Below are 23,714 nucleotides of genomic sequence, written 5' to 3' on the forward strand. Positions count from 1 at the left end.
ACAGTTGCGCCATGAGCGATCTCGTGGACCTCGGACCCGCAGGAGAACGGCTGGTGGCGGTGGCCGCGCACGTCACCGACGACCAGCTGGGTGGACCCACGCCCTGCGAGGGCCGCACGGTCGGCCAGCTCGTCGCGCACCTCGTCGGGCTGACGCTCGCGTTCCGGGCCGCTGCCGACAAGGACTTCGGGCCGCTCACCGACACGAACCCCGACGACAGCGGCTGGCCGGACCCCGAGCCCGGGTGGCGCGACGCGCTGGCGACACAGGTCCCGGCGATGACCCGGGCATGGCGGAACCCCGCCGCGTGGGACGGGATGACCCGCGCCGGCGGCGTCGACCTGCCCGGTCAGGTCGGTGGCCTGGTCGCCCTCGACGAGATCGTCCTCCACGGCTGGGACCTGGCGCGGGCGACGGGCCAGCCCTACGACTGCGACGACGCGACCGCCGAGGCCTGCATGGCCTTCGTCGGCGGCTTCGAGGAGTCGGGCACGCCCGGCCTCTTCGCCCCCGCGGTCGGCGTCACCGACGACGCCAGCCCCTTCGAGCGCGTGCTCGCCCGCTCGGGTCGCGACCCGCAGTGGTCGAAGGAGGGCCGATGAAGGCGGTCCTCTCCATCCTGCTGCGCCTCGCCGTCATCGGGCTGGCGCTGATCCTCTACACCGAGGTGGCCGTCCCGGCGATGAGCCGGACGAGCAACGACGCCAACATCGGCGCCGGCCTCATCGCCTTCGCGGGTCTCGCCCTCATCGGCTTCGCCGGTGGCCTGCTCGACGGCATCAGCCAGGGAGCGCTGACGTCCGCGCTCTGGTGGCTGGTCATCGCCGCCGGCATCGCGCTCGGCTGGTGGCTGGTCCCGCCGTGGCTGCGCAACACGAGCGACTACTCCTACACCACCTTGCTGCAGCAGAGCCGCGACGTCGTGCCCTTCATCTTCGGACTCGTCGCAGGACCCGCCGTCGTGGCGTCGGGCATCGGCGGCGTGATGGGTCGCGGTCGCTGAGGCCGAGGCGACTCAGAAGAGCGCGTCCTGCTCCAGCTCGAGCAGCTGCTGCTTGCGCTCCAGCCCACCGGCGTACCCGGTGAGCGTGCCGTTGGCACCGATGACCCGGTGGCACGGCACCACGATCGGGATCGGGTTGCGGCCGTTGGCCAGGCCGACGGCGCGCGAGGCGGCGTTGGTCATTCCGAGCCGGCCGGCGATCTCGCCGTAGGACGCGGTCTCGCCGTAGGCGATCTTCTCCAGCTGGGTCCACACCCGGCGCTGGAAGTCGGTGCCGACCGGCGCGAGCGGCAGGTCGAAGTCCGTGAGCTCGCGGTCGAAGTACGCCGTCAGCTGGCGCACGGTCTCGACCAGCACGGGGTCGTCGTCGGAGCGGGACCCGAGCGGCCGCCCGTCGGCGGGCTGGTTGAAGGGCGAGAACTCGATCGCGACGATCGAGCCGTCGCGCTCGACGATGCGCAGGTCGCCGATCGGCGAGGGCATCACGGTCCACATGTCAGGTCTCCTTCGGAGCGGGCGTGTCGGGCATCAGGGGGTTCCAGAGGTGCATCAGGGCGTAGGACCGCCAGGGCCGCCACCGCTCGGTGTCGACCGAGCCTCCCAGATCGGCGAGCACCCTGCGGACGGCGAGATCGGTGGGCAGGAAGGCGTCGGGGTGGCCGAGCGCCCGCATCGCGACGTAGTCGGCGGTCCAGGCGCCGATGCCCGGCAGGTCCATGAGGGAGCGGCGTACGTCGTCGCGGTCGGGGCCGCGGTCCAGCACCACCGAACCGTCGGCGAGCGCGGAGGCGAGGCCCACCAGGGCCCGGCCTCGCGCCCGCGGCATCGGCAGGGTCTCGGGGTCGACCCCGGCGAGGGTCGCGGCGTCGGGGAACAGGTGCGTGAGCCCGGCCACGGGCGAGTCGACGGGACGGCCGTGCGCGGCCACCAGCCGACCGGCGACCGTCCGGGCGCCGGTCACGCTGACCTGCTGCCCGATCACGGTCCTCACCGCCGTCTCGTCGCCGTCGACCTGGCCCGGCACCCGCAGGCCGGGCGTCGCCCGCACCAGGTCACCGAGGACGGGATCGGCACCGAGGTGCTCGTCCACCGCCCGGGGATCGCAGTCGGCGTCCAGCAGCCGGCGGACGCGCTCGCCCGCGGCCGCGGTGTCGCGCAGGTCGTGGAGCCAGAACTCGGCCCGCACCGACGCCGTGCCCGGGCCCGCGGGGATGTCGGCCAGCTCGAGCCGGACGGTGCCGGGGCCGTGGGGCAGGTCGAGCGTCCGGGCGTACCAGCCGGGCGCGGCGACCTCGACGCCCGGCACCAGGTGGAAGGCGAGGAAGTCGAGCAGCCGGCGTCCGGCGAAGGGCGTGCGCACGGGCAGCCGCATCGCGATGGCGCCACCCGACGAGCCGGCGGCGCGCGTGCCGCGGAGCTCGCTCGGCGAGGCGGCGTAGATCTCGCGCAGGGTCTCGTTGAACTGCCGCACGCTCGCGAAGCCGGCGGCGAAGGCGACGTCGGTGAGCGGCAGGTCGGTGGTCTCGATGAGGACGCGGGCACTCTGGGCGCGACGGGCCCGGGCCAGCGACAGCGGCGTGGCGCCGAGCTCCTGGGTGAGCAGCCGGCCGAGGTGGCGCGGCGTGTAGCCGACCCGACGGGCCAGACCCTCCACACCCTCGCGGTCCACCAGCCCGTCGGCGATGAGTCGCATGGCGCGGCCGGCGACGTCGGCGGCGACGTCCCACTCCGGGCTGCCGGGCGTGGCGTCGGGCAGGCAGCGCCTGCAGGCGCGGTAGCCGGCCGCATGTGCGCTGGCCGCGGTCGCGTGGAAGGTCACGTTGCGTTCGGCCGGGGTGCGCGCCGGGCAGGAGGGCCGGCAGTAGATCCCGGTCGTGCGGACGGCCGTGTAGAAGACGCCGTCGAAGCGGCGGTCCCGGCTCTGCACCGCGCGGTAGCAGGCCTCGGTGTCGAGGTGTCCGGTCGGTGTCATGCGTCCAGTGTGGCCCGCGCACCCTGGTCTCACCAGCGGAAAACGGACACGGCCGTCGGCGGCCTTCCGACGACCTTCAGCCGCCGCTGCGGTAGCGCCTCTCGGGCCGGCCGGCACCGCCGTACTGGAGGCGGACCGTGACCGACCCGCGCGCGACGAAGTGCTCGAGGTAGCGGCGGGCGGACACGCGCGAGATGCCGACGACGTCGGCGCACTCCGCCGCCGACAGCTCGCCCGCGTCCCGCAGCGCCGCCTCGACGGCGTCGGCGGTCTCCGGGCTCAGGCCCTTCGGCAGGCTCGCGGCGGGGACCGCGACGGTGGCCGCGCCGAACACCGCGTCGATGTCGTGCTGCGCGGGTGCGCCGGTGCCGGCCAGCGCCTGGTGGGCGGCGCGGAACGACTCCAGGCGCACGCGGAGGTCGTCGTAGTCGAAGGGCTTCACGAGGTAGTGCACCGCTCCCCCGGACGCCGCGGCGCGCACGGTGTCGGCCTCGCGGGCCGCCGTCACGACCAGCACGCCGACGTCGTCCCCACCGGCTCGCAGCCGGCGCAGCACGTCGATGCCGGTCATGTCGGGCAGGTGCACGTCGAGCAGGACGAGGTCGGGCCGCAGGCGCGCGACGTCGTCGAGGGCTGCCTGGCCGGTGCTGGCGACCCCAACCACGACGAAGCCCGGGGTGCGCTCGACGAACTGCGTGTGGATCCGCGCCACCATGAAGTCGTCGTCGACCACGAGCACGTTGACGTCGCTCACCGTGCGTCCACCTCCACGTCCTCCCACGCCCCCGGCAGCCGTACGTCGAACACGGCGCCGCTGTCGGCCCCCGACCGGACCTCGACGCTGCCGCCCCGACGCTCGCAGACGACCTGCACGAGCGCCAGCCCGACCCCCCGTCCGCCCACCGTCGGCGCCTTGGAGCTCCAGCCCCGCCGGAAGATCTCGCCGACCACCTCCGCCGGGACGCCGGGCCCGGTGTCGGTGACCGCCAGGTGCACCGTGCCGTCGTCGAGCCGGAGGTCGACCTCGACGGCCGTGCCGCCGACGGACACGGAGGCGTCCACGGCGTTGTCGACGAGGTTGCCGAGGACGGTGCCGAGGTCGGTGGACGACTCGTGGTCCAGTCGCGGCAGATCGCTGGCCTCGCTGACCCTGAGGTCGACGCCGCGCTCGGCCGCCAGGCTGGTCTTGGCGATCAGCAGCGCGGCGACCGCGGGATCCTCGACGTGCGCGAGGACGGCGTCGGAGATCTCGGCCCGGCGGCGACGGATCGTGCCGACCAGCCGCGCCACCTCGTCGTACTCCCCCAGCTGGACGAGGCCGGAGATGGTGTGGAGCTGGTTGTGGAACTCGTGGGTCTGGGCGCGCAGCGTGTTCGTGATCGACTCGCGGGCGTCGAGCTCGCTCTGCAGCGCGAGCAGCTCGGTGCGGTCGCGCAGCGTGGTGACCGAGGCGACGCGGCGACCGCCCTCGACGACCGGGGTGCGGTTGACGACCAGCAGCCGGTCGTCGACCACCACGACGTGGTCGCGGATCTCGGCGTCGTCGGCGAGCAGTCCGCGCACGGCCGGGTCGAGGTCGAGGTCGTCGACGCGCCGGCCCTCGACGTCACCCTCGATGCCGATGAGCTCGCGCGCGCTGTCGCTGAGCATCGTCACGGTGCCGTCGACGGCAACCGAGAAGACGCCCTCGCGCAGGGAGTGCAGGAGCGCCTCGCGCTGGTCGGCGAGCGCCGCGATGGCGGCGGGCTCGAGTCCGCGGGTGCGGCGCCGGATGAGGCGCGAGAGGAGCAACGACCCGGCGATGCCGAGCCCGAGGCCCAGCCCGGCCACCGGCACCACGTCGATCAGGACGCTCCGGGCCCGCTGTCGCCAGGTGGGGTACTCCTCGGTCACCATCGCGATGCCGACCAGCTCGAGGCGGCGGTTGATGATCGGCACCTGCGCGGCGATCGAGGAGGTGCCGAAGTCGTCCACGTCGCCGGTCCACGCACGCAGGCGCTGGGCAGGGCCTCCGAGCAGGTCGAGCCGCTCGCCGCGGCCGGCGAAGTCGCTGCTGACCAGCACCGTGCCGTCAGGTGCGGCGACGTAGACCCCGCTGGCCTGGTAACTGTCGCGTGTCACCTGGGTGATCGTGGCCAGGGCCCCGCGGTTCTCGGCGACCGTGCCGTCGCGGAAGGTCGACCGGACGAACCTGTCGTTGGCCAGGCGCTCCGCAGCGTCGCGCATCGCAGCACCCCGGGTGGCACGGAAGTCGGCGTCGCTCTGCTGCACCGAGACCACGCTCGCCACCACCACCACGACCAGCAGCACCGAGACCTGGAGCACGAGGAACTGGCCGGCGAGGGTCGCCGGACGCCATCGTGAGCGTGACCACAAGTTCCACAACCTCCATTGCTTTCCCAAGCGTGACGAGCACCACACGAAGTCTCCACCATCGTCGGGTCGGACTCTGTCGGGTCCGGCGCGAGACATCGAGAGATCGGAGTGCACATGGTGCGCCATAGGACGAGGCGAGTGCTCGCCACCGTCGTGGCCCTCAGCAGCGCGTTGCTCCTCGCCACCGGGTGCGGGGTCACCCGCGGTGCGGCGAGCAGCGACATGACGATGCTGATCCCCAACAGCCCCGGCGGCGGCTACGACCAGACCGGCCGCGCGGCTGTCGCGATCATGGAGCACGGTGACATCACCGGCGGCTCGTTCGAGGTCACCAACGTGATCGGTGCCGGCGGCTCGGTCGCGATGACGCGCCTCATGAACGCCGAGGGCGACGAGCGCACCATGATGACCGCCGGCCTCGGCGTCGTCGGCTCGCTCTACTCCTTCGGCGCCCCGTACAAGCTCGACGACGCGACGCCGCTCGCCCAGCTCATCGAGGACCAGGAGGGCGTGCTGGTCCCGGCCGACTCGCCGTACAAGACCATCGACGACCTGGTGGCGGCCTGGCAGGACGACCCGGGCTCGATCGTGGTCGGTGGCGGCTCCTCTCCCGGCGGACCCGACCACCTCTTCCCGATGCAGCTGGCCGGCACCGTCGACATCGACCCGCGCGACGTGCGCTACGTCGTCTACGACGGCGGCGGGCCTCTCACCAGCGCCCTCCTCGGCAACAAGATCGACGTCGGCTTCTCCGGCGTCGGCGAGTTCACCGGCCAGCTGGCCTCGGGCCAGCTCCGGCTGCTGGCCGTCTCCGGCGAGGAGCGGCTCAAGGGCGAGGGCATCAGCGACTCCCCCACCCTGACCGAGTCGGGCATCGACCTGGTCTTCACCAACTGGCGCGGAGTCTTCGCGCCCCCCGGCATCAGCGAGGAGCGTCGTGACGAGCTCATCGGGATGCTCGAGGAGATGCACGACACCGACGAGTGGCAGCAGGCCCTCGCCGACAACGGCTGGATCGACGAGTTCAAGACCGGCGACGACTTCACGGCGTTCCTGCAGGAGCAGGACCAGCGTGTCGCCACCACCCTCGAGGAGCTGGACCTGCTGTGAGCACATCACTCGACACCGACCGTCAGACACCTGACGCACCCCCGCCCGCGACACCCGACCGCGACATGGCCCAGCTCGGCCTGGCCGCGCTGCTGGTCGTGGTGGGCGCCTACACCTTCTACGACGCCACCACCCTGCGGATCGGGTTCGGCGACCCGGTCGGACCGCGCGTGTTCCCCTACGTCATCGGCGCGGTGACGGTCGCGCTCGGGCTGCTGCTCGTGCTGGCCACCCTCCGCGGCAACGTGCCCGAGGCCGAGGGCGGCGAGGACATCGACCTGCGGCAGCCCGCCGACTGGATCACGGTCGCCAAGCTCGTCGGCGTCCTCCTCTTCACCGTGCTGACGATCTCGTTCGTCGGCTGGGCGCTGAGCGGCGCGATCCTCTTCGTCGGCTCCGCCTGGGCGCTGGGCAGCCGGACGCTCGTGCGCGACGTCATCGTCGGCCTCGTGCTGTCCGTGGCCAGCTGGTACTTCTTCCACGAGGGGCTGGGCGTCATCCTCCCGGCCGGCATCCTGGACGGGGTGCTCTGATGGACAGCCTCAACCTGCTGATGGACGGCTTCGGCGCCATCCTCACCCCGCAGAACCTGCTCTTCGCCGCGATCGGCGTGCTGCTCGGCACGTTCGTCGGCGTGCTGCCCGGCATCGGACCGGCGATGGCCATCGCGCTGCTGCTTCCGGTGACCTACGGCCTGGAGCCGATCCCGGCGTTCATCATGTTCGCCGGCATCTACTACGGCGGCATGTACGGCGGCTCGACGACGGCGATCCTGCTGAACACCCCCGGTGAGTCCGCGTCGGTGATGACGGCCCTCGAGGGCAACCTGATGGCCAAGGCGGGGCGGGCGTCGCAGGCGCTGGCCACCGCGGCCATCGGGTCGTTCATCGCCGGGACGATCGGCACGATGCTCGTGGTCTTCTTCGCCCCCGCGCTCGCCTCGGTGGCGGTCGAGATCGGCGCACCGTCCTACTTCGCACTGATGGTGCTCGCGATGGTCAGCGTCACCAGCGTGCTGGGCGGATCGCCGCTGCGCGGCTTCATCGCGCTGTTCCTCGGCCTCACCATCGGCCTCGTCGGGCTCGACCTCAACACCGGCCAGACGCGGTTGAGCTTCGACCAGCCGCTCCTGGCGGGCCGCATCGACGTCGTCGTCGTGGCCGTCGCGATCTTCGCCCTCGGCGAGGCGTTCTGGGTCGCCGCCCACCTGCGCCGCAGCCCGGTGCGGATCATCCCGGTGGGCCAGCCCTGGCTGAGCGGCAAGGACCTCAAGCGCTCCTGGGGTCCGTGGCTGCGCGGGACGGCCTTCGGCTTCCCGTTCGGCGCGGTGCCCGCGGGCGGTGCCGAGATCCCGACGTTCCTCTCCTTCGTCACCGAGAAGAAGCTCGCCGTCCGGCGCGGTCAGGACGAGTTCGGCAAGGGCGCCATCGAGGGCGTGGCCGGACCGGAGGCCGCCAACAACGCGTCCGCGGCCGGCACCTTCGTGCCCCTCCTGGCCCTCGGCCTGCCGGTCACCGCGACCTCGGCGGTGATGCTCTCGGCCTTCCAGGGATACGGCATCGAGCCGGGCCCCAGCCTGATGACCGACCAGCCCGAGCTGGTGTGGGCGCTGCTCGCCAGCCTGCTGGTCGGCAACGCGCTCCTGCTGGTGCTCAACCTGCCGCTCGCGCCGCTGTGGGCCAAGCTGCTGCGCATCCCGCGACCGCAGCTCTACGCCGGCATCCTGTTCTTCGCCACCCTGGGTGCGTACGCCAGCAACCTCGAGGCCTTCGACCTCTTCCTGCTGCTCGTGCTCGGGCTGCTCGGGCTGATGATGCGGCGGTTCGCGCTGCCGGTGCTGCCGCTGATCCTCGGTGTCATCCTCGGCCCGCTCATGGAGTTCCGCCTGCGCGAGGCGATGGCGATCTCCGGTGGTGACGTCTCCGCGCTCTGGAGCGAGCCGCTCGCGGTGGTCATCTATGTCATCGTGGCGGTTGCCGTGATCGCTCCGCTCGTGGTCCGCCGGGTGCGTCCCGCGCCCGCCGCGGTGGCGGCCGACATCGAGGAATCGACCGAAGAGGAGAAGGTGCGATGACGACCATCGTGGTGGGCTGGACGCCCGACGAGTACGGCGAGGCAGCCCTGGCGCGTGCCATCGACGAGGCGAAGCTCCGCGACGGCAAGGTCGTGGTGGTCAACGCCACCCGCGGCGACGCCCTCGTCGACGAGAGGTACGCCGACGAGGACGAGCTCGCCGCACTGGCGGTCGAGCTGGGCGGTGCCGGCATCGAGGTCGACGTACGCCGCTCGATGGGCGCCGACGTCGGCGACCAGGTGCTCTCGGTCGCGGGCGACGTGTCCGCCGACCTGGTCGTCATCGGCCTGCGCCGGCGCTCGCCGGTCGGCAAGCTGTTGATGGGCAGCGTCGCGCAGCGCATCCTGCTCGGTGCGGACTGCGCGGTGCTGGCGGTCAAGCCGCAGGAGTGACGCACCTCCGCCCTCGGGGCGGTGCGTGAGGAGGGTTCCCGAGCCTAGAGATCCTCCTCACGCACCGCCCGTCGGTGCGTCTAGGGCTTGAGCCTGATGTTCTGGGTGAGGGTCGCCGTGGTGCCGGACCTCACCTTCACGGTGAGGGTCGCCTTCACCGTGCCCTTGCCCTTGAGCTTCTGCACGGCCCACTTCGCGATGCCGACCTTGACGCTGGCCTTGCCGGCGGACTTCAGCGACTTCCTGGCCGTGCCGAGCACCCGGCTCTTGAGCTTGAGGGCCTTCTGGACCTTCTTGCTCACCACGACCTGGGCGGTCGCCGTGCAGGCCGCCACGCAGGTGAGCGTGGCCTTCACGCCCTTGGCGCGGCTGGCCGTTCCGGCCCTGACGGTCGCGCCGTTGGTGTCCGGGTCGGGCACGGGGCCGATCCGCGTGACTGCCTCGCAGACCTGGAAGCCATCGGTCCCCAGGACGTCGTTGCCGTCGACGTACGCCTGGTCGGCGCCGGAGCCGCAGTTGACGGTGTCGACCTCACCGTCGGCGGCGCGCAGGACGTCGGCGCCGGCCGGGCAGCCGTAGGCCGAGCACGCGGTGTAGTCGCCGTAGAGCGAGTCGATGCCCGGGCCGCCGGTGACGTCGTCGTTGCCGTAGCCGCCGTAGAGGATGTCGTTGCCGGCTCCGCCGTCCATGACGTCGTTGTCGCTGTCACCGTCGATCTCGTCGTTGCCGCCGAGGCCCTGGACGGTGTCGTTGCCGGTGCCGGCCTTGATGTAGTCGGGGCCGTTGGTGCCGATGATGACGTCGGCACCCGGGCTGCCCAGGATCCGCTCGAAGTCGGAGTGGTAGTTGTCGCCCTCGCCCGAGTTGCCGTCGTTGGCCACGTCGTCGAGCGCGATGGTGGCGCCGGGCGTGTGGTTCCCGAGGTCGATGGTGTCGGTGCCGTTGCCGCCCCGCAGGTCGTCGGCTCCGGAGTCCGGGTCTCCCTGGTAGCTCGCGAGCAGGTCGTCGCCGTCGTCGCCGTTGGCCACGTCGTTGCCGGCGCTCGGGTAGATCGCGTCGTTGCCGGTGCCCCCGGAGACGGTGTCGTTGCCTGCTCCGGACTCGAGCTTGTCGTTGCCGTCGCCACCGCTCACCTTGTCGTCGCCGCCGTTGGTGCGGATGAAGTCGTTGCCCGGCCCGCCGTCGATCTCGTCGGGGCCGTTGCCCGTGACGATGGAGTCGTCACCGCCCTCCCCGAGGACCTCGGTCGCGGCCGTCGGGCAGTCGGTGTGCTCGAACGTGTCCGACCCGTCGCCGAGGGCCGCACCGACGTACTCCATGCAGACGCCCTGCACCCGCATGGTGTCCGAGCCCGCGCCGAAGACGCCGACGACGCCAGCCACGGAGGCGCCGGGACAGTAGACGTACTGTCCGAGAGCTGGTTCGTCGACCGACTGGCAGTTCGCAGGCCACGAGGCGATGCCTGCCGTCGAACGGAACCACACGCTGCTGGTCGAGACCTGGAAGCCGATGTTCACCACCGTCGACTGGGTACGGGAGTCGACGACGTGCAGGCCGCTGGCCGTGTCGAAGCTGACTGTGGTGCCTCCCGCCGCGTGCGCCGGAGCGACGGCGACGACGGTCAGGCCGAGAGCAAGGAGTACCGAGGACACGAGCGCCCCCACGCGAGATGTCATGCGCGGCAGCATCGCGAGGCCGCGACGTCGCGGGGAAGGCCAGGACGGGCAAAACCTGCCGGTGAGGCGCAAAGAGTGGTGCAGGCACCACCGGATCGGATCCCGCGCGGCACGGAGGTCTGGACCAGCTCGGCACCCGTCCGGCTCTCCCACACGGCCGCCTCGAGCGGTGCGTGAGCCACGTTCGACGGGCCCGGAATGTGGCTGTGCCACCGGCAGCTGCGCGTCGTACGACGACACGCGTGGCAGCGGTGTGTGAGCCACGTTCGACAGGCCCGGAATGTGGCTGTGCCACCGCTCTCCGAACACGAAGAGGCCGGAAATGGCTCGAGGCCCGGTCCGAAGACCGGGCCTCGCATGCGTGGTACCCCCGACCGGATTTGAACCGGCGTTACCGCCGTGAGAGGGCGACGTCCTAGGCCGCTAGACGACGGGGGCTTGCATGGTGCTGCTCGGAAGCAGCGGGTGAAACTGTAGCGACACCGGAGTGTCGCCACCAAATCCTGACCCGTGGGCCGGGATCCGCTGGGGTACTAGGACTCGAACCTAGAACAACTGGACCAGAACCAGCCGTGTTGCCAATTACACCATACCCCATGGGGGTATCAGTTCCGTCGACCCTGCGGGCAGGGCGACCGTTCCTGATTCCCACGTGGTCCCGGGTGGCGAACCTCCCCGAACCGATCCCGAACGTTACACGCGAGGTGGCTGGCCGACCAACTCGGGGTGGCCCGGCGGAGGCGGCAGCACCCGTCCGACCGGCGGTCCGGAGTCGACGAGGTGCATCGCCTTCGCGAGCCAGCTCGCCAGGGCCAGGTAGGTGAGCGACTGGGCGAGGGTGGAGGCGATCATCCACCAGCTCGACGGCCCGCTGGCGTTGAGCGCCTCGGTCATGTCGCCGAACGACAGCGCGAGGCCGTAGGCGACGAAGTTGTTGAGGACGTGCATCGCGATCGCCGCCTCGAGGCCACCCGTGCGGATCACCAGGATGCCGGCCACGACGCCGAAGGCGAACCGGTCGAAGAAGACCGGGACGCTCTGCCCGAGGCCGTGCGCGAGCGCGAAGAGCAAAGACGGCACGAGCACCGCGAGCACCAGCGAGACTCGACGGTTCGCGAACATCGAGCCGAACGCCTGGGTGAGGTAGCCCCGGAAGAGGTACTCCTCCCCCGCTGCCTGGAACGGCGTCAGCAGCGCGATCACGAGCAGGAAGTCGCGCGTGGTGGTCGTGAACTCGTTGAGCGACCCGGCCGTGCTGGTGCCGGCGACGTCGGCGCTCGGGACCAGCATCGCGACCACGAGGCTGGCGACGAGCGCGACCACCGAGATCGGCAGGCAGGCGAGCAGGAAACGCCAGCGGATCCGGGGCATCACCGACGACAGCCAGCGCGGCTTGAGCCGGTGCATCAGCCAGACGACCAGCCAGCTCGTCGGGATGGCGAGGCCGAGGATGATGTTGAGCGACGCCAGCCCGGCGGGGGTGACCCCGCTGGTGACGTCGAGGATCCTGGTCGCCTCGTCGACCGTGCTGCCCGTCGCCGTGAGGACCCCGAAGGCGACGAGCCCGGCGACCGCCGGCACGACGACGAACACCAGGAGCAGCAGCACGACCGCACCGACGAGCGAGCGCCACCAGCCGGGGCGCCCGACCCGGTGCAGCTCGTGGTAGCGCGGCCGGAAGTCGGGCGGGAGCGCGGTGGCCATGTCGCGGCGCCCGCTCAGTCGAACATCGCGTCGTGGAGCCGGGCGAGCGACCGGTCGCGGCCGAGCAGCTCCATCGACTCGAAGAGCGGCGGGCTGACCTTGCGCCCGGAGATCGCGATGCGCACCGGGCCGAAGGCAAGGCGCGGCTTGAGCCCGAGACCCTCGATCAGCGCGACGCGCAGCGCGTCCTCGATGGCCGCGGTGCTCCACGACTCGACACCGGCGAGGGCGTCGTACGCGGCCTTGACGACGTCCTTGGCGGTGCCGTCGAGCTCCTCCTCGCGGACGAAGTCGGCCTCGTCGACGAAGAGGAAGCCGAGCATCGGCGCGGCCTCGGTGAGCTTGTTGATGCGCTCGGCGACCAGCGGCATGGCAAGCTCGAGGAGCTGCGCGTCGGCGTCGCCCACCGGGTCGCCGACCACGCCGGCGTCCTTGAGGAACGGCAGCACCCGGTGGGTGATCTCGTCGAGCGGGAGCAGCCGCATCTGCGCGGTGTTGATGGCCTCGGCCTTCTTGAGGTCGAAACGGGCCGGGTTGGGGTTCACGTCGGAGATCTCGAACTTCTCGACCATCTCGTCGAGCGAGAACACGTCGCGGTCGCCCGAGATCGCCCAGCCGAGCAGCGCGAGGTAGTTGAGCAGGCCCTCGGGCAGGAAGCCCTGCTCGCGGTAGAGCGCCATGTGGGCCTGGGGGTCGCGCTTGGAGAGCTTCTTGTTGCCCTCGCCCATGACGTAGGGCAGGTGGCCGAAGGCCGGCGTGGTCGTCGCGACGCCGAGCTCCTTCAGCGCGTCGAAGAGGGCGATCTGGCGCGGGGTGCTGGAGAGCAGGTCCTCGCCACGGAGCACGTGGGTGATCGCCATCGTGGCGTCGTCGACCGGCGCGGTCAGCGTGTAGAGCGGGTCGCCGTTGGCACGGCAGAGCGCGAAGTCCGGGACGTGCTCGGTCTCGAAGGTGATGTCGCCGCGGACCAAGTCGTCCCAGGTGATCGAGCCGTCGGGCATCCGGAACCGCACGATCGGCGCCCGGCCGTCGGCCTCGAAGGCGGCTCGCTGCTCGGCGGAGAGCTCGCGGCAGAAGCCGTCGTAGCCCATCACCTTCGAGCCGCTCGCCTTGCGCCGCGCCTCGACCTCGTCGTTGGTGCAGAAGCAGTCGTAGGTGTACGACGACTCCCGCAGGCGGGCGAGCACGTCGGCGTAGATGTCGGTGCGCTCGGACTGGCGGTAGGGGCCGTAGGGGCCGCCGACGACGACGCCCTCGTCCCAGGTGAGGCCGAGCCACGTCATCAGGTCGATGAGCGAGTCGTAGGACTCCTCGGTGTTGCGCGCCTTGTCGGTGTCCTCGATGCGGAAGACGAAGGTGCCGCCGTGGTGGCGTGCGAACGCCCAGTTGTAGAGGGCGGTGCGGGCCAGGCCGACGTGCGGCGACCCCGTCGGGGACGGGGCCATGCGGACGCGTACGGGGGTGCTCATGTCGGGGCTCATGCTCTCTTGCTGACGGGGTTGGTGAGGGCGCCGATGCCGGCGATCGAGATCTCGACCTCGTCGCCGACCTCCATCGGCCCGACGCCCTCGGGGGTGCCGGTGAGGATGACGTCGCCGGGCAGCAGCGTCATCACGGAGGAGACGTGGGCGACGAGGGTCGGCACGTCGAAGATCATGTCGGCGGTCGAGCCGTCCTGGACGACGTCGCCGTTGAGGTGGGTCTGCACCGCGACCCCGTCGCTGAACGCCTGCGGGTCGAGGTCGGTCTCGATCCACGGGCCCAGCGGGCAGAAGGAGTCGAACCCCTTGGCGCGGGTGAACTGCACGTCGGAGCGCTGGAGGTCGCGGGCGGTCACGTCGTTGGCGATCGTGTAGCCGAAGATCACGTCGGTGGCCTGCTCGGCGGGGACGTCGCGGCAGATGCGGCCGATGACGACGGCGAGCTCACCCTCGTAGTGGAGGTCGCTCGTCTGCGGCGGGTAGAAGATCGGGTCGCCCGGGCCCACGACCGTGGTGTTGGGCTTGAGGAACATCAGCGGCTCCTCGGGCAGGTCGTTGCCGAGCTCGGCGGCGTGGGCGGCGTAGTTGCGGCCGATGCCGACGACCTTGCTCCGCGGGATGATCGGCGCGAGGAGTCGTACGTCGCTGAGCCGGAGCTCCTCCTCGACGAGCTTGATCCCGACGTAGAGCGGGTCTCCGGCGAGCGGCACGACGACCGAGTCCTCGGCCGGCTGGCCGAACTCGTCGACCTCGCCGGTCACGACGCCGAAACGGGGCTCGTCACCCGTGGTGAACCTGCAGATGCGCATGGTCCGAGGCTATCCAACCGACCGGCACGCGCCCGCACGCGGTCGCACGACCCTGAATGTGGTCGGGATGTGGTCGGGGTGCGGTCGGCGTGCGGCCGGTCGGGGACGCCGGGGACGCCCGGGAAGTCGGGAGGTCCCTCCCCATGCGGGACCTCCCGTCCTTCCTCCCTGCCGCGTCGGGCGCACCAGCGCGCTGCGGACCAGACACCCCCGTGACCCGGTCCCAGGCAGCGCACGCGACGACGCGCTCGACCATCCTGTCCCGCGGGACGAGCGCCACCCACACCCGCGACGCGAACCCGAACAAGCCCGAACAGGCGGCACGCTCACGCCTCGGCGACCGACCACTCGAGCGGCCGCACCCGGGCGGGCAGCGACTCCAGGACCGCGAGCGAGACGAACCCGCAGATGCGGCGTCCACACGTCGGTCGTTCGCGGTGCTCACCTGCCACACGACAGAGGCGGCGACGGCCAGCGCGAGGAAGACCGCCAGCGCGACGACGGTCAGCGGCGACGGGGCGGCATCAGCCAGGTGTGGGTGCTCACGCGCCGCACCCTAGGACGACGCGCGGTGTCGCGAGTGCGGTTCCCGCGATGTCGGGACGAGGGGTCCTCACGAACTACCGTTGCGGCGTGCAGGTGCTGACCGGATCCGAGTGGCGCGCGCGGGCCGAGGCCCACGCCGCCCGCGTCGACGACTTCGTGGCGCCGCACCTCGCCCGCCGGGCGGAGAAGGTGAAGCACCCGGTCCACGACTTCCTCTTCACCTACTACTCCCAGCGCCCCGCGCAGCTGCGCCGCTGGCACCCGGGCTTCGGGGTCGCGCTGGAGGACGCCGGGGACTACGCCCACCTGAAGGGCTATGCGGGCGACCCGGTCACGGTGGCGCCTAGCTTCGTGGAGTCGCAGCTCCCGCTGCTGCGCCAGCTCCACACCCTGCTGTCGGCGACGGCCGGGCGCGCGCCGCAGTTCGGCTGCTTCGGCCTGCACGAGTGGGCGATGGTGCACCGCTCCGCCGACCACGGGACGCGGCACGACTGGCCGCTGCGGCTCGGCCAGGAAGGGACGGACGCCGTCGTCGAGTCGCACCGGATCGGCTGCTCGCACTTCGACGCGTTCCGCTTCTTCACGCCGTCCGCGCGTCCGCTCAACACCCTCCAGCCGGGCCGCGACGACCGTCCCGACTTCGAGCAGCCGGGCTGCCTGCACGCCGGCATGGACCTCTACAAGCACGCGTTCCGGCTCTCGCCGATGGTCTCCAGCGACCTGGTCGCCGACTGCTTCGAGCTCGCCCGCGACATCCGGGTGCTCGACATGAGGGCGGCGCCCTACGACCTCGCCGACCTCGGCTTCGAGCCCGTCCGCATCGAGACCGCGGAGGGAAAAGCGGCCTACGTCGAGGCGCAGCGGGGGTTCGCGGAGCGGGGTGCCCCGCTGCGTGCCCGCCTGGTCGCCGCGTGTGAGCGGCTGCTGGGCGTCGTACCCTCGCCGGTGTGAGCAGACCGCACGTCCGCACCGAGCTGCCATGGTTGCGGTCCGGGCCGATCCACAAGGTGCACACCAGCGTCGTCGGCGAGATGGACGCGCTGATCGAGCGGGCGGGCTACCTCCGCATCGACCTCGACGGGTCGGTGATGACCTCGCGCGCGGCCGCACACGCCGAGATCGGGCGGGCGCTGGGGTTCCCCGACTGGTACGGCCCGAGCTGGGACGGCTTCAACGACTGCATGGGCCACTTCGTGATCGAGCACGACGGCGCGCTGGTCGCGATCGTGGTCAACGACGTCGAGGCCGCGGCCGGGGCGGCGCCGGTGACGGCGATCGAGGTCGGGTGGGGCTTCCTCGAGGTGAAGTTCGGCGTCATCCCGACGCTCGGCGCCGGGCAGACCGCGACGATCGACCTCGACGTCTTCATGGTCGGCGACGGTCCCGACTTCGACCGGCCGCCGTCACTGGACGTCGGGCCTCAGAACTCGTAGCCGAAGGCCTCGATGGTGTCGGCGAAGACCGTCGCGACCCGCTCACGCGAGGCGTCGGTGTAGAGCTCGCGGTAGTGCCCCGCCGGCCGTGCGTTGCCCTTGGCGCGCGGGAGGTCCGGCGTACCGGGCAGGGACAGGTGGTCCCAGACCTCCTGCAGCTCGGTCGCGAGGTTCTCGTAGCGCAGGACCCGGTCGAGGGCCATCGTGCCGCGGATCCGGTAGAGCCGGCGGTTGTTGGCGAGCTGCTCGATCCAGATCTCCCGGACGTAGGTCTCGAAGTCGGGGAGCTCGGGTCGGTCCTTGTACTTCCAGAAGTAGAGGGAGACGACCGCGTCCCACGGGTTCCGCTCGATGGCGAAGGTGAAGTAGTCGCGGAACGCGTCCTCACCGACGAGGTCGCGCGTCGCCTTGGCGCCCATGTGGTTGTAGGCCTTGCGGGGCAGCGGCGGCGACTGGAAGTTCTGCGGCGCGCGGCCGCCGGCGGCCTGGCGGAGGGCCTCGTCCTCGGGGCTGATCTCGGTGATGACGTCGTCGGGTCCGCACACCTTCGACAGCGCGATCTCCACGCTCGTGCCCGCGGTCTTGCGGGTCTTGAGGAAGATGAAGCGGTGCTGGTGGGACGCGATCACGGGCACGACCCTATCCGCCGGCCCACCGATACGGTGGGCGGCGTGACCGTCCCTCAGGAAGCCAGCGGCGAACACTTCAGGGGCGAGGACTGGTACGGCGACGACCTCGGCGCCGCCCGCTTCGTCGAGTGCACCTTCACCGACGTCGACCTCTCCGAGGCCTCGACCGCAGGCGCCGTCTTCGAGCGGTGCACCTTCCACGGCGGCCGGTTCAACGCCTCGACGCACACGGCCACGGCCTTCGTCGGCTGCGACTTCCGGCGCACGTCGTTCTTCGACGCGACGCTCGACGGCTGCAAGCTGGTGGGCTCGACGTTCGCCGAGTGCGTGCTGCGACCGGTCACCGTCACCGGCGGGTCGTGGCTCGGCGTGACCGTCCGCGGCGCCAACCTCTCGCGCGTCGACCTCAGCGGCGTCGACCTGCGCGAGGCCGACCTGTCGCTGTCCGACCTCACCCTCACCGTGCTCCGCGGCGCACGCCTGGACCGGGCCCTCCTCCGCGAGGCCACCCTCGACCGCGCCGACCTCCGCGGCGCGAGCCTCGACGGCGTCGACCTGTCGGCCGCCTCGCTGAAGAAGACCAGGCTCGACCTCGCCGGCGCCGTGCTGCTCGCCGAGCTCCACGGGGCCGACGTCGACACGAGCACCTGACGCCTGCGCCCGATCCGGGCGCAGTGCCCGGTCAGGACAGGCGGGCGCGGAGGCCGTCGACCACGAGGTCGAGGCCGAGGTCGAAGTCGGGCAGCGAGTCGAGGGAGCGCTCGACGGCGCCGAGCCGGACGGCCTGGCGGGCGGTCTGCTCCTCGAACGCGTGGCCGAAGACGTAGTGGACCAGCGTGCGGGAGGCGACCGCGACGAGCTCGGCAGGCGCTCCGGCGTCGGTCAGGACCTTCTCGAGGTCGGCGACGGGCGCCGCGGCACCGAGGCCGAAGGCCCACACGGTGGCGACCACGTCGGCGCCGTCGGTGCAGGCGAGCATCGCCTGCCGCAGCTCGACGCAGATCTCCCGGAGCTGGTCGGGCCACTCGGCGGCCGTGCGCGGGCGCGCGCCGCGGGCGAGGATCTCGTCGGCGACGGCGGCGAGCAGCACCTGCTTGCTCTCGAAGTGGTGGTAGATCGCGCTCGGCTGCACCTCGAGCTCGGTGCCGAGCCGGCGCATGGTCAGCGACGCCAGGCCGCCCCGATCGAGCAGCGAGATCGCGTGGTCGAGCACGTCGGAGCGGTGGTGGGGCACGTCGCCCTCCCCTCTCGTCGTTGACGTGTGGACCCGGCGACCCTAACCTGAACACCGTTCAACTGATCACCGTTCAGGTAGAGGATCCCCCGCATGAGCACTCGTCGCAACCCCGGCACCGACATCGCCCTGATCGCCGCGTTCGCCGCCCTCGTCGCGGCCTGTGCCCTGCTGCCCGCGATCAAGGTCGCCGGCCCGGTGCCGATCACCCTGCAGACCTTCGCGGTGCTGCTCTCCGGCGCGGTGCTCGGCAGCCGCCCCGGCTTCCTCGCCGTCCTGCTCTACGTCGCCGGCGGCGCCGCCGGGCTGCCGATCTTCTCCGGCGGAGCGGCCGGCCTTGCGGTGCTGACGGGCCCGACCGCGGGCTACCTCGTCGGGTTCGTCTTCGCCGCCGCGCTCTGCGGCGCGATCGTCGAGCGGCTCCCCCGCCGCTCGCTCGTCAGCCCGGTCGCCATCTTCTGCGCCGGCCTGCTCAGCTCGGCACTGTTCATCCACACGCTCGGCATGGCCGGTCTCGTGCTCCGTGCCGACCTCACGTGGGGCCAGGCGTGGGACATCGACAAGATCTTCTGGATCGGCGACCTGCTCAAGAACGTCGCGATGGCGCTCGTCGCCACCGCCGTCCACCGCGCCTTCCCCGACCTGCTCGGCCGGCCGGTCACCGCGACCGCCGAGGCGCGGCCCCAGGGCACGCCCGCCACGTGAGCGAGATCCGCCTCGAGCAGGTCACCGTCACGGTCCCGACCCACGACGGCACCCGCGAGATCCTCCACGAGACGACGCTCCACCTCACCGAGCGGAGGGTCGCCCTGATCGGACCCAACGGCTCGGGCAAGTCGACCCTCGCCCGGCTCGTCAACGGGCTGGTCCCCGCGACCACCGGCCGCGTGCTCGTCGACGGCCTCGACGTGGCACGGGAGGGACGCGACGTACGACGCCGGGTGGGGTTCATGTTCACCGACCCCGCCGCGCAGCTGGTGATGCCGACCGCGCGCGAGGACGTGGCACTATCGCTGCGACGCCAGGTGAAGGACAAGGCGGACCGGCTGGCCCGGGCCGACCGGGTCCTCGCGGACCACGGGCTCGAGGGCTTCGGCGACCGCAGCGTGCACGCGCTGTCCGGCGGCGAGGGCCAGCTGCTCGCGCTCGCCGGCGTGCTCGCGACCGAGCCGTCGATCCTCGTGGCCGACGAGCCGACCACCCTGCTCGACCTCGGCAACAGCCGGAGGATCGGCGAGCTGCTGCTCGGCCTCTCCCAGCAGGTCGTCGTCGTCACCCACGACCTCGAGCTCGCCGCGCGGTGCGACCGTGCGCTGCTGGTGCGCCACGGCCGGGTGGAGCTCGACGGAGACCCGGCCGACGTGGTCGAGCACTACCGGCGGTCGGCGTGAGCGCCCAGCTGCTCGGCCTGCACCAGCCCGGTACGACGCCCCTGCACCGGCTCCCGGCCGGCGCGAAGCTGCTCGGCCTGATGGTCGCCAGCCTCGTCGTGGTCGTCGTACGCGGGCCGGGGTCGGCGGTCGCGTTCCTGGCTGTCGCGGCCGGGCTGCTGGTGTGGTCGGGTGCCCGGCTCGGGCTCACCCTCCGGGCGATGCGGTGGCTGCTGCTGACGGCGGCGATCCTCGGCGCGTGGACGGTGTGGCAGAACGGCTGGCCGCGCGCGGTCGAGGTCGTCGGAGACCTGGTCGCGCTGATCCTGCTCGCGACGACGCTGACCGTGACGACGCCGGTCGACGAGGTGCTCGACGCGGTGTCACGCGGGTTGCAACCGTTGCGGCGGGTCGGGGTCGATCCCGAGGCAGTGGCCCTGGCCTTCTCGCTGATGCTGCGGGCGATCCCGACCACGATCATGCTGGCCGAGGAGTCGCGCGACGCCGCCGTCGCGCGGGGTCTCGAGCGCTCACCCCGGGCTCGGTTGATCCCCTTCGTGATCCGCGTCGTCGCCCGGGCCCGCGACACCGGCGACGCGCTCCACGCGCGCGGGATCGGCGACTGATCGCTGACCCGGGAGTCACCGGATATCCGGTGACCACCCCGCTTCGTAGGCAAGATCTCGGCCGACAACCGGGAGACTCGGGTGCACAGCCCTTCCGATGGCCCCTCAGCCCGTCGGCCGGTTGACGAACCAGCGGTGCCCGAAGGGGTCGCGGAAGACCGCCACCCGACCGGCGGGCGGGCTGTCCTCGGGGCCGCGGTCGAGCGTCACGCCCGACGCGACGACGCGGCCGCACACCGTGTCGACGTCGTCGACCTCGAGGTGGAGCGAGACGCTCGCACCGCGGGAGGCGTCGGGCGCCGCGACCCCGGCGGAGTCGAACTCGTCCGACATCATCCAGCGACCGCCACCGACGGCGAGCTCGACGTGGCCGACGCGGCCGTCGTCCATCAGGATCGGCTCGAGGACGACCTCGGCGCCCAGGACGTCGACGTACCACTCGATCGCGGCACGCGCGTCCGCCACGCAGAGGTACGGCGTCAGCTGGCCCATGGCAGCCATGTCACCAGCCGGGCGGCCGCCTGTCCACCCACGGCGCTGCCTCCTCGACCTGGGCCGAGAGCGCGAGCAGCAGCTCCTCCTCGGCCGGCCGGGCGGCGAGCATCACGCCGACCGGGAGCCCGTGGTCGGTCCAGTGGAGCGGGAGCGACACCGCCGGCATGCCGGTGACGTTCCACGCGCTGGTCCAGGGCGTGAAGTCCTTCTGGTTCGCGAAGTCGCGCGCCGGATCGGCGTCGTCGCGCAGCTCGCCCACCAGCGCCGGCGGGCGGGCGAGGGTCGGGGTGAGGACGACGTCGTACGGCGCGAGGGCGGCAAGGGCGGCGGCCGCGTGGCGACGCAGGCTGCCGATGGCGAGGCCGAATTCGGGGCCACTGACCGCGCGGCCGCGCTCGCCGAGCCAGCGGGTGAGCGGTCGCAGTCGGTCCTCGCGTCCGGGCGGCGCCGGCGACAGGGCCGTCAGCACGGCCCAGCAGGTCTCGAAGTCGGCGACCGCCGCCGGCGGGATCGGGACCGGCACGTCCTCGACGTCGTGGCCGAGGTCGGCGAGCAGGGCCGACGCGGCCTCCCAGGCGGCCACGCTGGACGGGGCGACCTCGACGTCGGCGATCACGGGCGCGATGAAGCGGGCAACCCGGAGCCGGTCGGGCTCGCGGTCGCAGGCATCGAGGAAGGAGGTGGTCGGCTCGGGCGCCCAGAAGGGATCCCCGACGCGACGGCCCTCGAGGACGTCGAGGAGGGCGGCCGCGTCGCGGACCGTGCGGGCGAGGGTGCCGGGCGTGGCGAGGCCGATCGGGTCGCCGTACATCGGCGCGCCGCTGATCCGCCCGCGGCTCGGCTTCAGCCCGACGAGGCCGCAGCACGAGGCGGGGATCCGGATCGATCCACCGCCGTCGGACCCGGGCGCGACCGGCAGCAGGCCGGCGGCCACCGCGGTTCCGGCGCCACCGGACGATCCGCCGGCGGTGCGGGTGGTGTCCCACGGCGTGACGGCCGGTGGAGCCACGTCCGGCTCGGTGTAGCAGGGCGACCCGAACTCCGGGGTGTTCGTCTTGCCCAGGCTCGGCATCCCTGCTGCCTCGACGGACAGGACGACGTTGTCGGAGGCGTCGGGGACGAAGTCGTCGTAGGCCGCCGAGCCGAAGGTGGTGCGGACGCCCGCCGTCGGGTGGAGGTCCTTGATGCCCGTCGGGACGCCCCACAGCGGACCTGCGTCCGTGGGGCGTCCCGTGTCGGCGAGCCGGCGCGCGTGGTCGCGGGCCTGCTCGACGGTGGTCGTGATGAAGGCGCCGACGTGGTCGGCGCGTCCGGCGTAGTGCTCGACGAGCTCGAGCGGCGACACCTCGCCGCGGCGGACGGCGTCACCCTGCTCGAGCGCGGTCAGGTCGTGGAGGCTCACTCCACGAACCTACTCATCCTTGGTTTCGACACGGGCTCGTTCCTCGCCCTGCTCAACCAGCGGAGTGGGTCAGGCAGCGGCCTCGACCTCGTGCGCGACGAGGGCGTCGAGCGCGCCGAGGAAGCGCTGGATGGCCTCCTCGTTCTGCAGCGGGTCACCCTCGACGGCGGACTCGTCGACGACGATGCCCTCGACCACGACGGCACCGGCGATGGTGGCGGAGTGGCGGGCGTGCTCGTGCGACCACTTGCCGCCGTACGGCGTCGGGGTGGCGCCGATGGCCGCGAAGGGCTTGCCGACGATGGCGCCCTGGCCGTAGGGGCGGGACAGCCAGTCGATGGCGTTGTTGAGCACGGCAGGCATGGTGCCGTTGTACTCCGGGGTCACGGCGAGGACGCGGTCGGCGGACGCGACGGCCTGGCGCAGGGCGGAGGCGCCGGCGGGCACGGTGTCGCCGTCGATCTCCTCGTTGTAGAACGGGATGGTGTCGAGGCCCTCGACGACGTCGACGGTCACGCCTTCGGGGGCGTTGTCGCGGAGGTGCTCGGCGATGCGGCGGTTGAGCGAGCCGGCACGGAGGGAGCCGAGCAGGACGGCGACACGGGTCTGGTGGTGAGTGGTCATACCGGAAAAACGGACCGTGGTCCGTTTTCATTCCCGATGTCCAGATCTTTTTCCGGACCCTAGGGTGGCGGCATGACCAACCTGCTCCCGATGGCGGACGGCCCCGCCCCGGAGCGGGCCGACGCGGCTCGCAACCGCGAGGCGATCCTCGCGGCAGCGCTGCACCTCGTCGAGACGCGGGGGGTCGACTGCGTGACGATGGACACCGTCGCGGCCGAGGCCGGCGTCGGCAAGGGCACGCTCTTCCGGCGCTTCGAGAGCCGCGAGGGCCTGATGGCGGCAGTACTCAACGAGTCGGAGACCGCGTGGCAGGCCAGCGTGCTCTCCGGTCCCCCGCCCCTCGGGCCGGGCGCCCCGGCCTACGACCGGCTGCTGGCCTTCGGGCACTCGCGCCTGGCCACCAACCTCAGCCACGCCCGGTTGATCGCCGCGGCCGGACGACCGGGCGCACGCTCGGTGGCCGCGCTGTCGTTCGCCAACATGCACGTGCGCTACCTGCTCGGCGAGCTCGGCGTCTCCGGTGACCTGCTCATGCTCGCCACCGCGGTCCTGGCCCCGCTCGAGCTCGTCGTGCTCGACCAGCAGGTCAACCACGAGCATCTGTCGATCGAGCGGGTCGAGGCGGGCTGGCAGGACCTGGTGCGCCGGATCGTCGGCGCCTGAGGCGGAGGACCGGCTACCAGCCGACGGCGCCGAAGGTGATCAGCGCCCCGATCCACCACGTGCCGGCAGCCACGAGGGCCGCGACCAGCGGGACC

At 72.1% G+C, this 23,714-nt stretch carries 27 protein-coding genes and 2 tRNA genes; 13 read left to right on the forward strand and 16 right to left on the reverse strand.

Translation table 11 applies throughout. The features are described from left to right. Positions 1-11: 11 nt before the first annotated feature. A complete protein-coding gene (locus BLV76_RS21785; protein ID WP_090972096.1) occupies positions 12-602 on the forward strand; it encodes a TIGR03086 family metal-binding protein in 591 nt (196 codons plus the stop codon). Then, complete coding sequence (locus BLV76_RS21790) at positions 599-1,003, forward strand: hypothetical protein (protein ID WP_090972098.1); 405 nt, start codon at positions 599-601, stop codon at positions 1,001-1,003. Before BLV76_RS21785 ends, BLV76_RS21790 begins: the two co-directional genes overlap by 4 nt. Positions 1,004-1,015: 12 nt before the next feature. On the opposite strand, the gene BLV76_RS21795 is transcribed toward BLV76_RS21790, so the two are convergent. The 4 genes from BLV76_RS21795 to BLV76_RS21810 form a co-directional block, all read right to left on the reverse strand. Continuing rightward, positions 1,016-1,498: a methylated-DNA--[protein]-cysteine S-methyltransferase gene (locus BLV76_RS21795; protein WP_090972100.1), complete on the reverse strand. Its 483-nt coding sequence runs from the start codon at positions 1,496-1,498 to the stop codon at positions 1,016-1,018. A gap of 1 nt (position 1,499) precedes the next feature. Next, positions 1,500-2,975: an AlkA N-terminal domain-containing protein gene (locus BLV76_RS21800; RefSeq protein WP_090972102.1), complete on the reverse strand. Its 1,476-nt coding sequence runs from the start codon at positions 2,973-2,975 to the stop codon at positions 1,500-1,502. A 76-nt stretch (positions 2,976-3,051) separates the two neighbouring features. Beyond that, positions 3,052-3,729 (reverse strand): response regulator, encoded by a 678-nt coding sequence (locus BLV76_RS21805; RefSeq protein ID WP_175539784.1) that lies wholly within the window; start codon positions 3,727-3,729, stop codon positions 3,052-3,054. Then, entirely contained in the window at positions 3,726-5,351 is a 1,626-nt protein-coding gene (locus BLV76_RS21810; protein WP_217630421.1) for a sensor histidine kinase, read from the reverse strand. Before BLV76_RS21810 ends, BLV76_RS21805 begins: the two co-directional genes overlap by 4 nt. Before the next feature lie 138 nt (positions 5,352-5,489). Between BLV76_RS21810 and BLV76_RS21815 the strand changes: the two genes are divergently transcribed. From BLV76_RS21815 to BLV76_RS21830, 4 genes are read left to right on the forward strand one after another with little or no spacing between them, the layout of a single operon-like run. Then, positions 5,490-6,461 carry a Bug family tripartite tricarboxylate transporter substrate binding protein gene (locus BLV76_RS21815; RefSeq protein ID WP_245734845.1) on the forward strand — a complete coding sequence of 324 codons (972 nt, stop codon included), beginning with the start codon at positions 5,490-5,492 and terminating at the stop codon, positions 6,459-6,461. Next, entirely contained in the window at positions 6,458-6,994 is a 537-nt protein-coding gene (locus BLV76_RS21820; RefSeq protein ID WP_245734847.1) for a tripartite tricarboxylate transporter TctB family protein, read from the forward strand. Before BLV76_RS21815 ends, BLV76_RS21820 begins: the two co-directional genes overlap by 4 nt. After that, positions 6,994-8,535 (forward strand): tripartite tricarboxylate transporter permease, encoded by a 1,542-nt coding sequence (locus BLV76_RS21825; RefSeq protein WP_090972108.1) that lies wholly within the window; start codon positions 6,994-6,996, stop codon positions 8,533-8,535. Before BLV76_RS21820 ends, BLV76_RS21825 begins: the two co-directional genes overlap by 1 nt. Further along, positions 8,532-8,927 carry a universal stress protein gene (locus BLV76_RS21830; RefSeq protein ID WP_090972110.1) on the forward strand — a complete coding sequence of 132 codons (396 nt, stop codon included), beginning with the start codon at positions 8,532-8,534 and terminating at the stop codon, positions 8,925-8,927. Before BLV76_RS21825 ends, BLV76_RS21830 begins: the two co-directional genes overlap by 4 nt. A gap of 80 nt (positions 8,928-9,007) precedes the next feature. On the opposite strand, the gene BLV76_RS21835 is transcribed toward BLV76_RS21830, so the two are convergent. The 7 genes from BLV76_RS21835 to BLV76_RS23410 all read right to left on the reverse strand — a co-directional run bounded on the left by BLV76_RS21835 (position 9,008) and on the right by BLV76_RS23410 (position 15,049). Further along, positions 9,008-10,603, reverse strand: coding sequence for a calcium-binding protein (locus BLV76_RS21835; protein WP_175539785.1), 1,596 nt, complete (start codon positions 10,601-10,603; stop codon positions 9,008-9,010). Positions 10,604-10,965: 362 nt separating this feature from the next. Further along, positions 10,966-11,041, reverse strand: a tRNA-Glu gene (locus BLV76_RS21840). 87 nt (positions 11,042-11,128) lie between these two features. Further along, positions 11,129-11,200, reverse strand: a tRNA-Gln gene (locus tag BLV76_RS21845). Positions 11,201-11,296: 96 nt separating this feature from the next. Then, positions 11,297-12,307: a CPBP family intramembrane glutamic endopeptidase gene (locus BLV76_RS21850; RefSeq protein ID WP_090972114.1), complete on the reverse strand. Its 1,011-nt coding sequence runs from the start codon at positions 12,305-12,307 to the stop codon at positions 11,297-11,299. Positions 12,308-12,321: 14 nt separating this feature from the next. After that, on the reverse strand, positions 12,322-13,776 hold the full coding sequence (gltX, locus tag BLV76_RS21855; protein WP_090972115.1) for a glutamate--tRNA ligase: 1,455 nt from the start codon (positions 13,774-13,776) through the stop codon (positions 12,322-12,324). A gap of 8 nt (positions 13,777-13,784) precedes the next feature. Beyond that, entirely contained in the window at positions 13,785-14,597 is an 813-nt protein-coding gene (locus tag BLV76_RS21860) for a fumarylacetoacetate hydrolase family protein (RefSeq protein WP_090972117.1), read from the reverse strand. Between the two features lie 326 nt (positions 14,598-14,923). Next, a complete protein-coding gene (locus BLV76_RS23410) occupies positions 14,924-15,049 on the reverse strand; it encodes a hypothetical protein (protein WP_281246176.1) in 126 nt (41 codons plus the stop codon). 181 nt (positions 15,050-15,230) lie between these two features. Between BLV76_RS23410 and BLV76_RS21865 the strand changes: the two genes are divergently transcribed. Further along, the gene (locus BLV76_RS21865) at positions 15,231-16,094 is read left to right on the forward strand and encodes a 3-methyladenine DNA glycosylase (protein WP_245734849.1); all 864 of its coding nucleotides are present in this window, start codon (positions 15,231-15,233) and stop codon (positions 16,092-16,094) included. Next, positions 16,091-16,576: a barstar family protein gene (locus BLV76_RS21870; protein ID WP_139306667.1), complete on the forward strand. Its 486-nt coding sequence runs from the start codon at positions 16,091-16,093 to the stop codon at positions 16,574-16,576. The genes BLV76_RS21865 and BLV76_RS21870 overlap by 4 nt, the downstream gene beginning before the upstream one ends. Here the strand turns inward: BLV76_RS21870 and BLV76_RS21875 are convergent. After that, positions 16,564-17,205: a sulfotransferase family protein gene (locus BLV76_RS21875; RefSeq protein ID WP_139306668.1), complete on the reverse strand. Its 642-nt coding sequence runs from the start codon at positions 17,203-17,205 to the stop codon at positions 16,564-16,566. The genes BLV76_RS21870 and BLV76_RS21875 overlap by 13 nt on opposite strands. Positions 17,206-17,247: 42 nt before the next feature. On the opposite strand from BLV76_RS21875, the gene BLV76_RS21880 reads away from it, so the two are divergent. Beyond that, positions 17,248-17,856, forward strand: coding sequence for a pentapeptide repeat-containing protein (locus BLV76_RS21880; RefSeq protein ID WP_090973106.1), 609 nt, complete (start codon positions 17,248-17,250; stop codon positions 17,854-17,856). 31 nt (positions 17,857-17,887) lie between these two features. Here BLV76_RS21880 and BLV76_RS21885 read toward each other — a convergent pair whose 3' ends face one another. Continuing rightward, on the reverse strand, positions 17,888-18,439 hold the full coding sequence (locus tag BLV76_RS21885) for a TetR/AcrR family transcriptional regulator C-terminal domain-containing protein (RefSeq protein ID WP_090972125.1): 552 nt from the start codon (positions 18,437-18,439) through the stop codon (positions 17,888-17,890). A gap of 93 nt (positions 18,440-18,532) precedes the next feature. On the opposite strand from BLV76_RS21885, the gene BLV76_RS21890 reads away from it, so the two are divergent. The 3 genes from BLV76_RS21890 to BLV76_RS21900 are packed head-to-tail and all read left to right on the forward strand — an operon-like array spanning position 18,533 to position 20,435. Continuing rightward, complete coding sequence (locus BLV76_RS21890) at positions 18,533-19,144, forward strand: biotin transporter BioY (RefSeq protein WP_090967288.1); 612 nt, start codon at positions 18,533-18,535, stop codon at positions 19,142-19,144. After that, on the forward strand, positions 19,141-19,830 hold the full coding sequence (locus tag BLV76_RS21895; protein ID WP_090967289.1) for an energy-coupling factor ABC transporter ATP-binding protein: 690 nt from the start codon (positions 19,141-19,143) through the stop codon (positions 19,828-19,830). Before BLV76_RS21890 ends, BLV76_RS21895 begins: the two co-directional genes overlap by 4 nt. Beyond that, positions 19,827-20,435: an energy-coupling factor transporter transmembrane component T family protein gene (locus tag BLV76_RS21900; protein ID WP_090967290.1), complete on the forward strand. Its 609-nt coding sequence runs from the start codon at positions 19,827-19,829 to the stop codon at positions 20,433-20,435. The genes BLV76_RS21895 and BLV76_RS21900 overlap by 4 nt, the downstream gene beginning before the upstream one ends. 105 nt (positions 20,436-20,540) lie before the next feature. Here BLV76_RS21900 and BLV76_RS21905 read toward each other — a convergent pair whose 3' ends face one another. From BLV76_RS21905 to BLV76_RS21915, 3 genes are all read right to left on the reverse strand, one after another. Then, a complete protein-coding gene (locus BLV76_RS21905; RefSeq protein ID WP_245734468.1) occupies positions 20,541-20,936 on the reverse strand; it encodes a VOC family protein in 396 nt (131 codons plus the stop codon). A 1-nt stretch (position 20,937) separates the two neighbouring features. Next, positions 20,938-22,332: an amidase gene (locus BLV76_RS21910; RefSeq protein WP_090967291.1), complete on the reverse strand. Its 1,395-nt coding sequence runs from the start codon at positions 22,330-22,332 to the stop codon at positions 20,938-20,940. Between the two features lie 69 nt (positions 22,333-22,401). Further along, a complete protein-coding gene (locus BLV76_RS21915) occupies positions 22,402-22,956 on the reverse strand; it encodes an NAD(P)H-dependent oxidoreductase (RefSeq protein WP_090967292.1) in 555 nt (184 codons plus the stop codon). 72 nt (positions 22,957-23,028) lie between these two features. Here BLV76_RS21915 and BLV76_RS21920 point away from each other — a divergent pair, with 72 nt between their 5' ends. Continuing rightward, positions 23,029-23,619 (forward strand): TetR/AcrR family transcriptional regulator, encoded by a 591-nt coding sequence (locus BLV76_RS21920; RefSeq protein WP_090967293.1) that lies wholly within the window; start codon positions 23,029-23,031, stop codon positions 23,617-23,619. Positions 23,620-23,714 lie beyond the last annotated feature (95 nt).

This window comes from Nocardioides exalbidus, from assembly GCF_900105585.1.
Classification (GTDB): domain Bacteria; phylum Actinomycetota; class Actinomycetes; order Propionibacteriales; family Nocardioidaceae; genus Nocardioides; species Nocardioides exalbidus.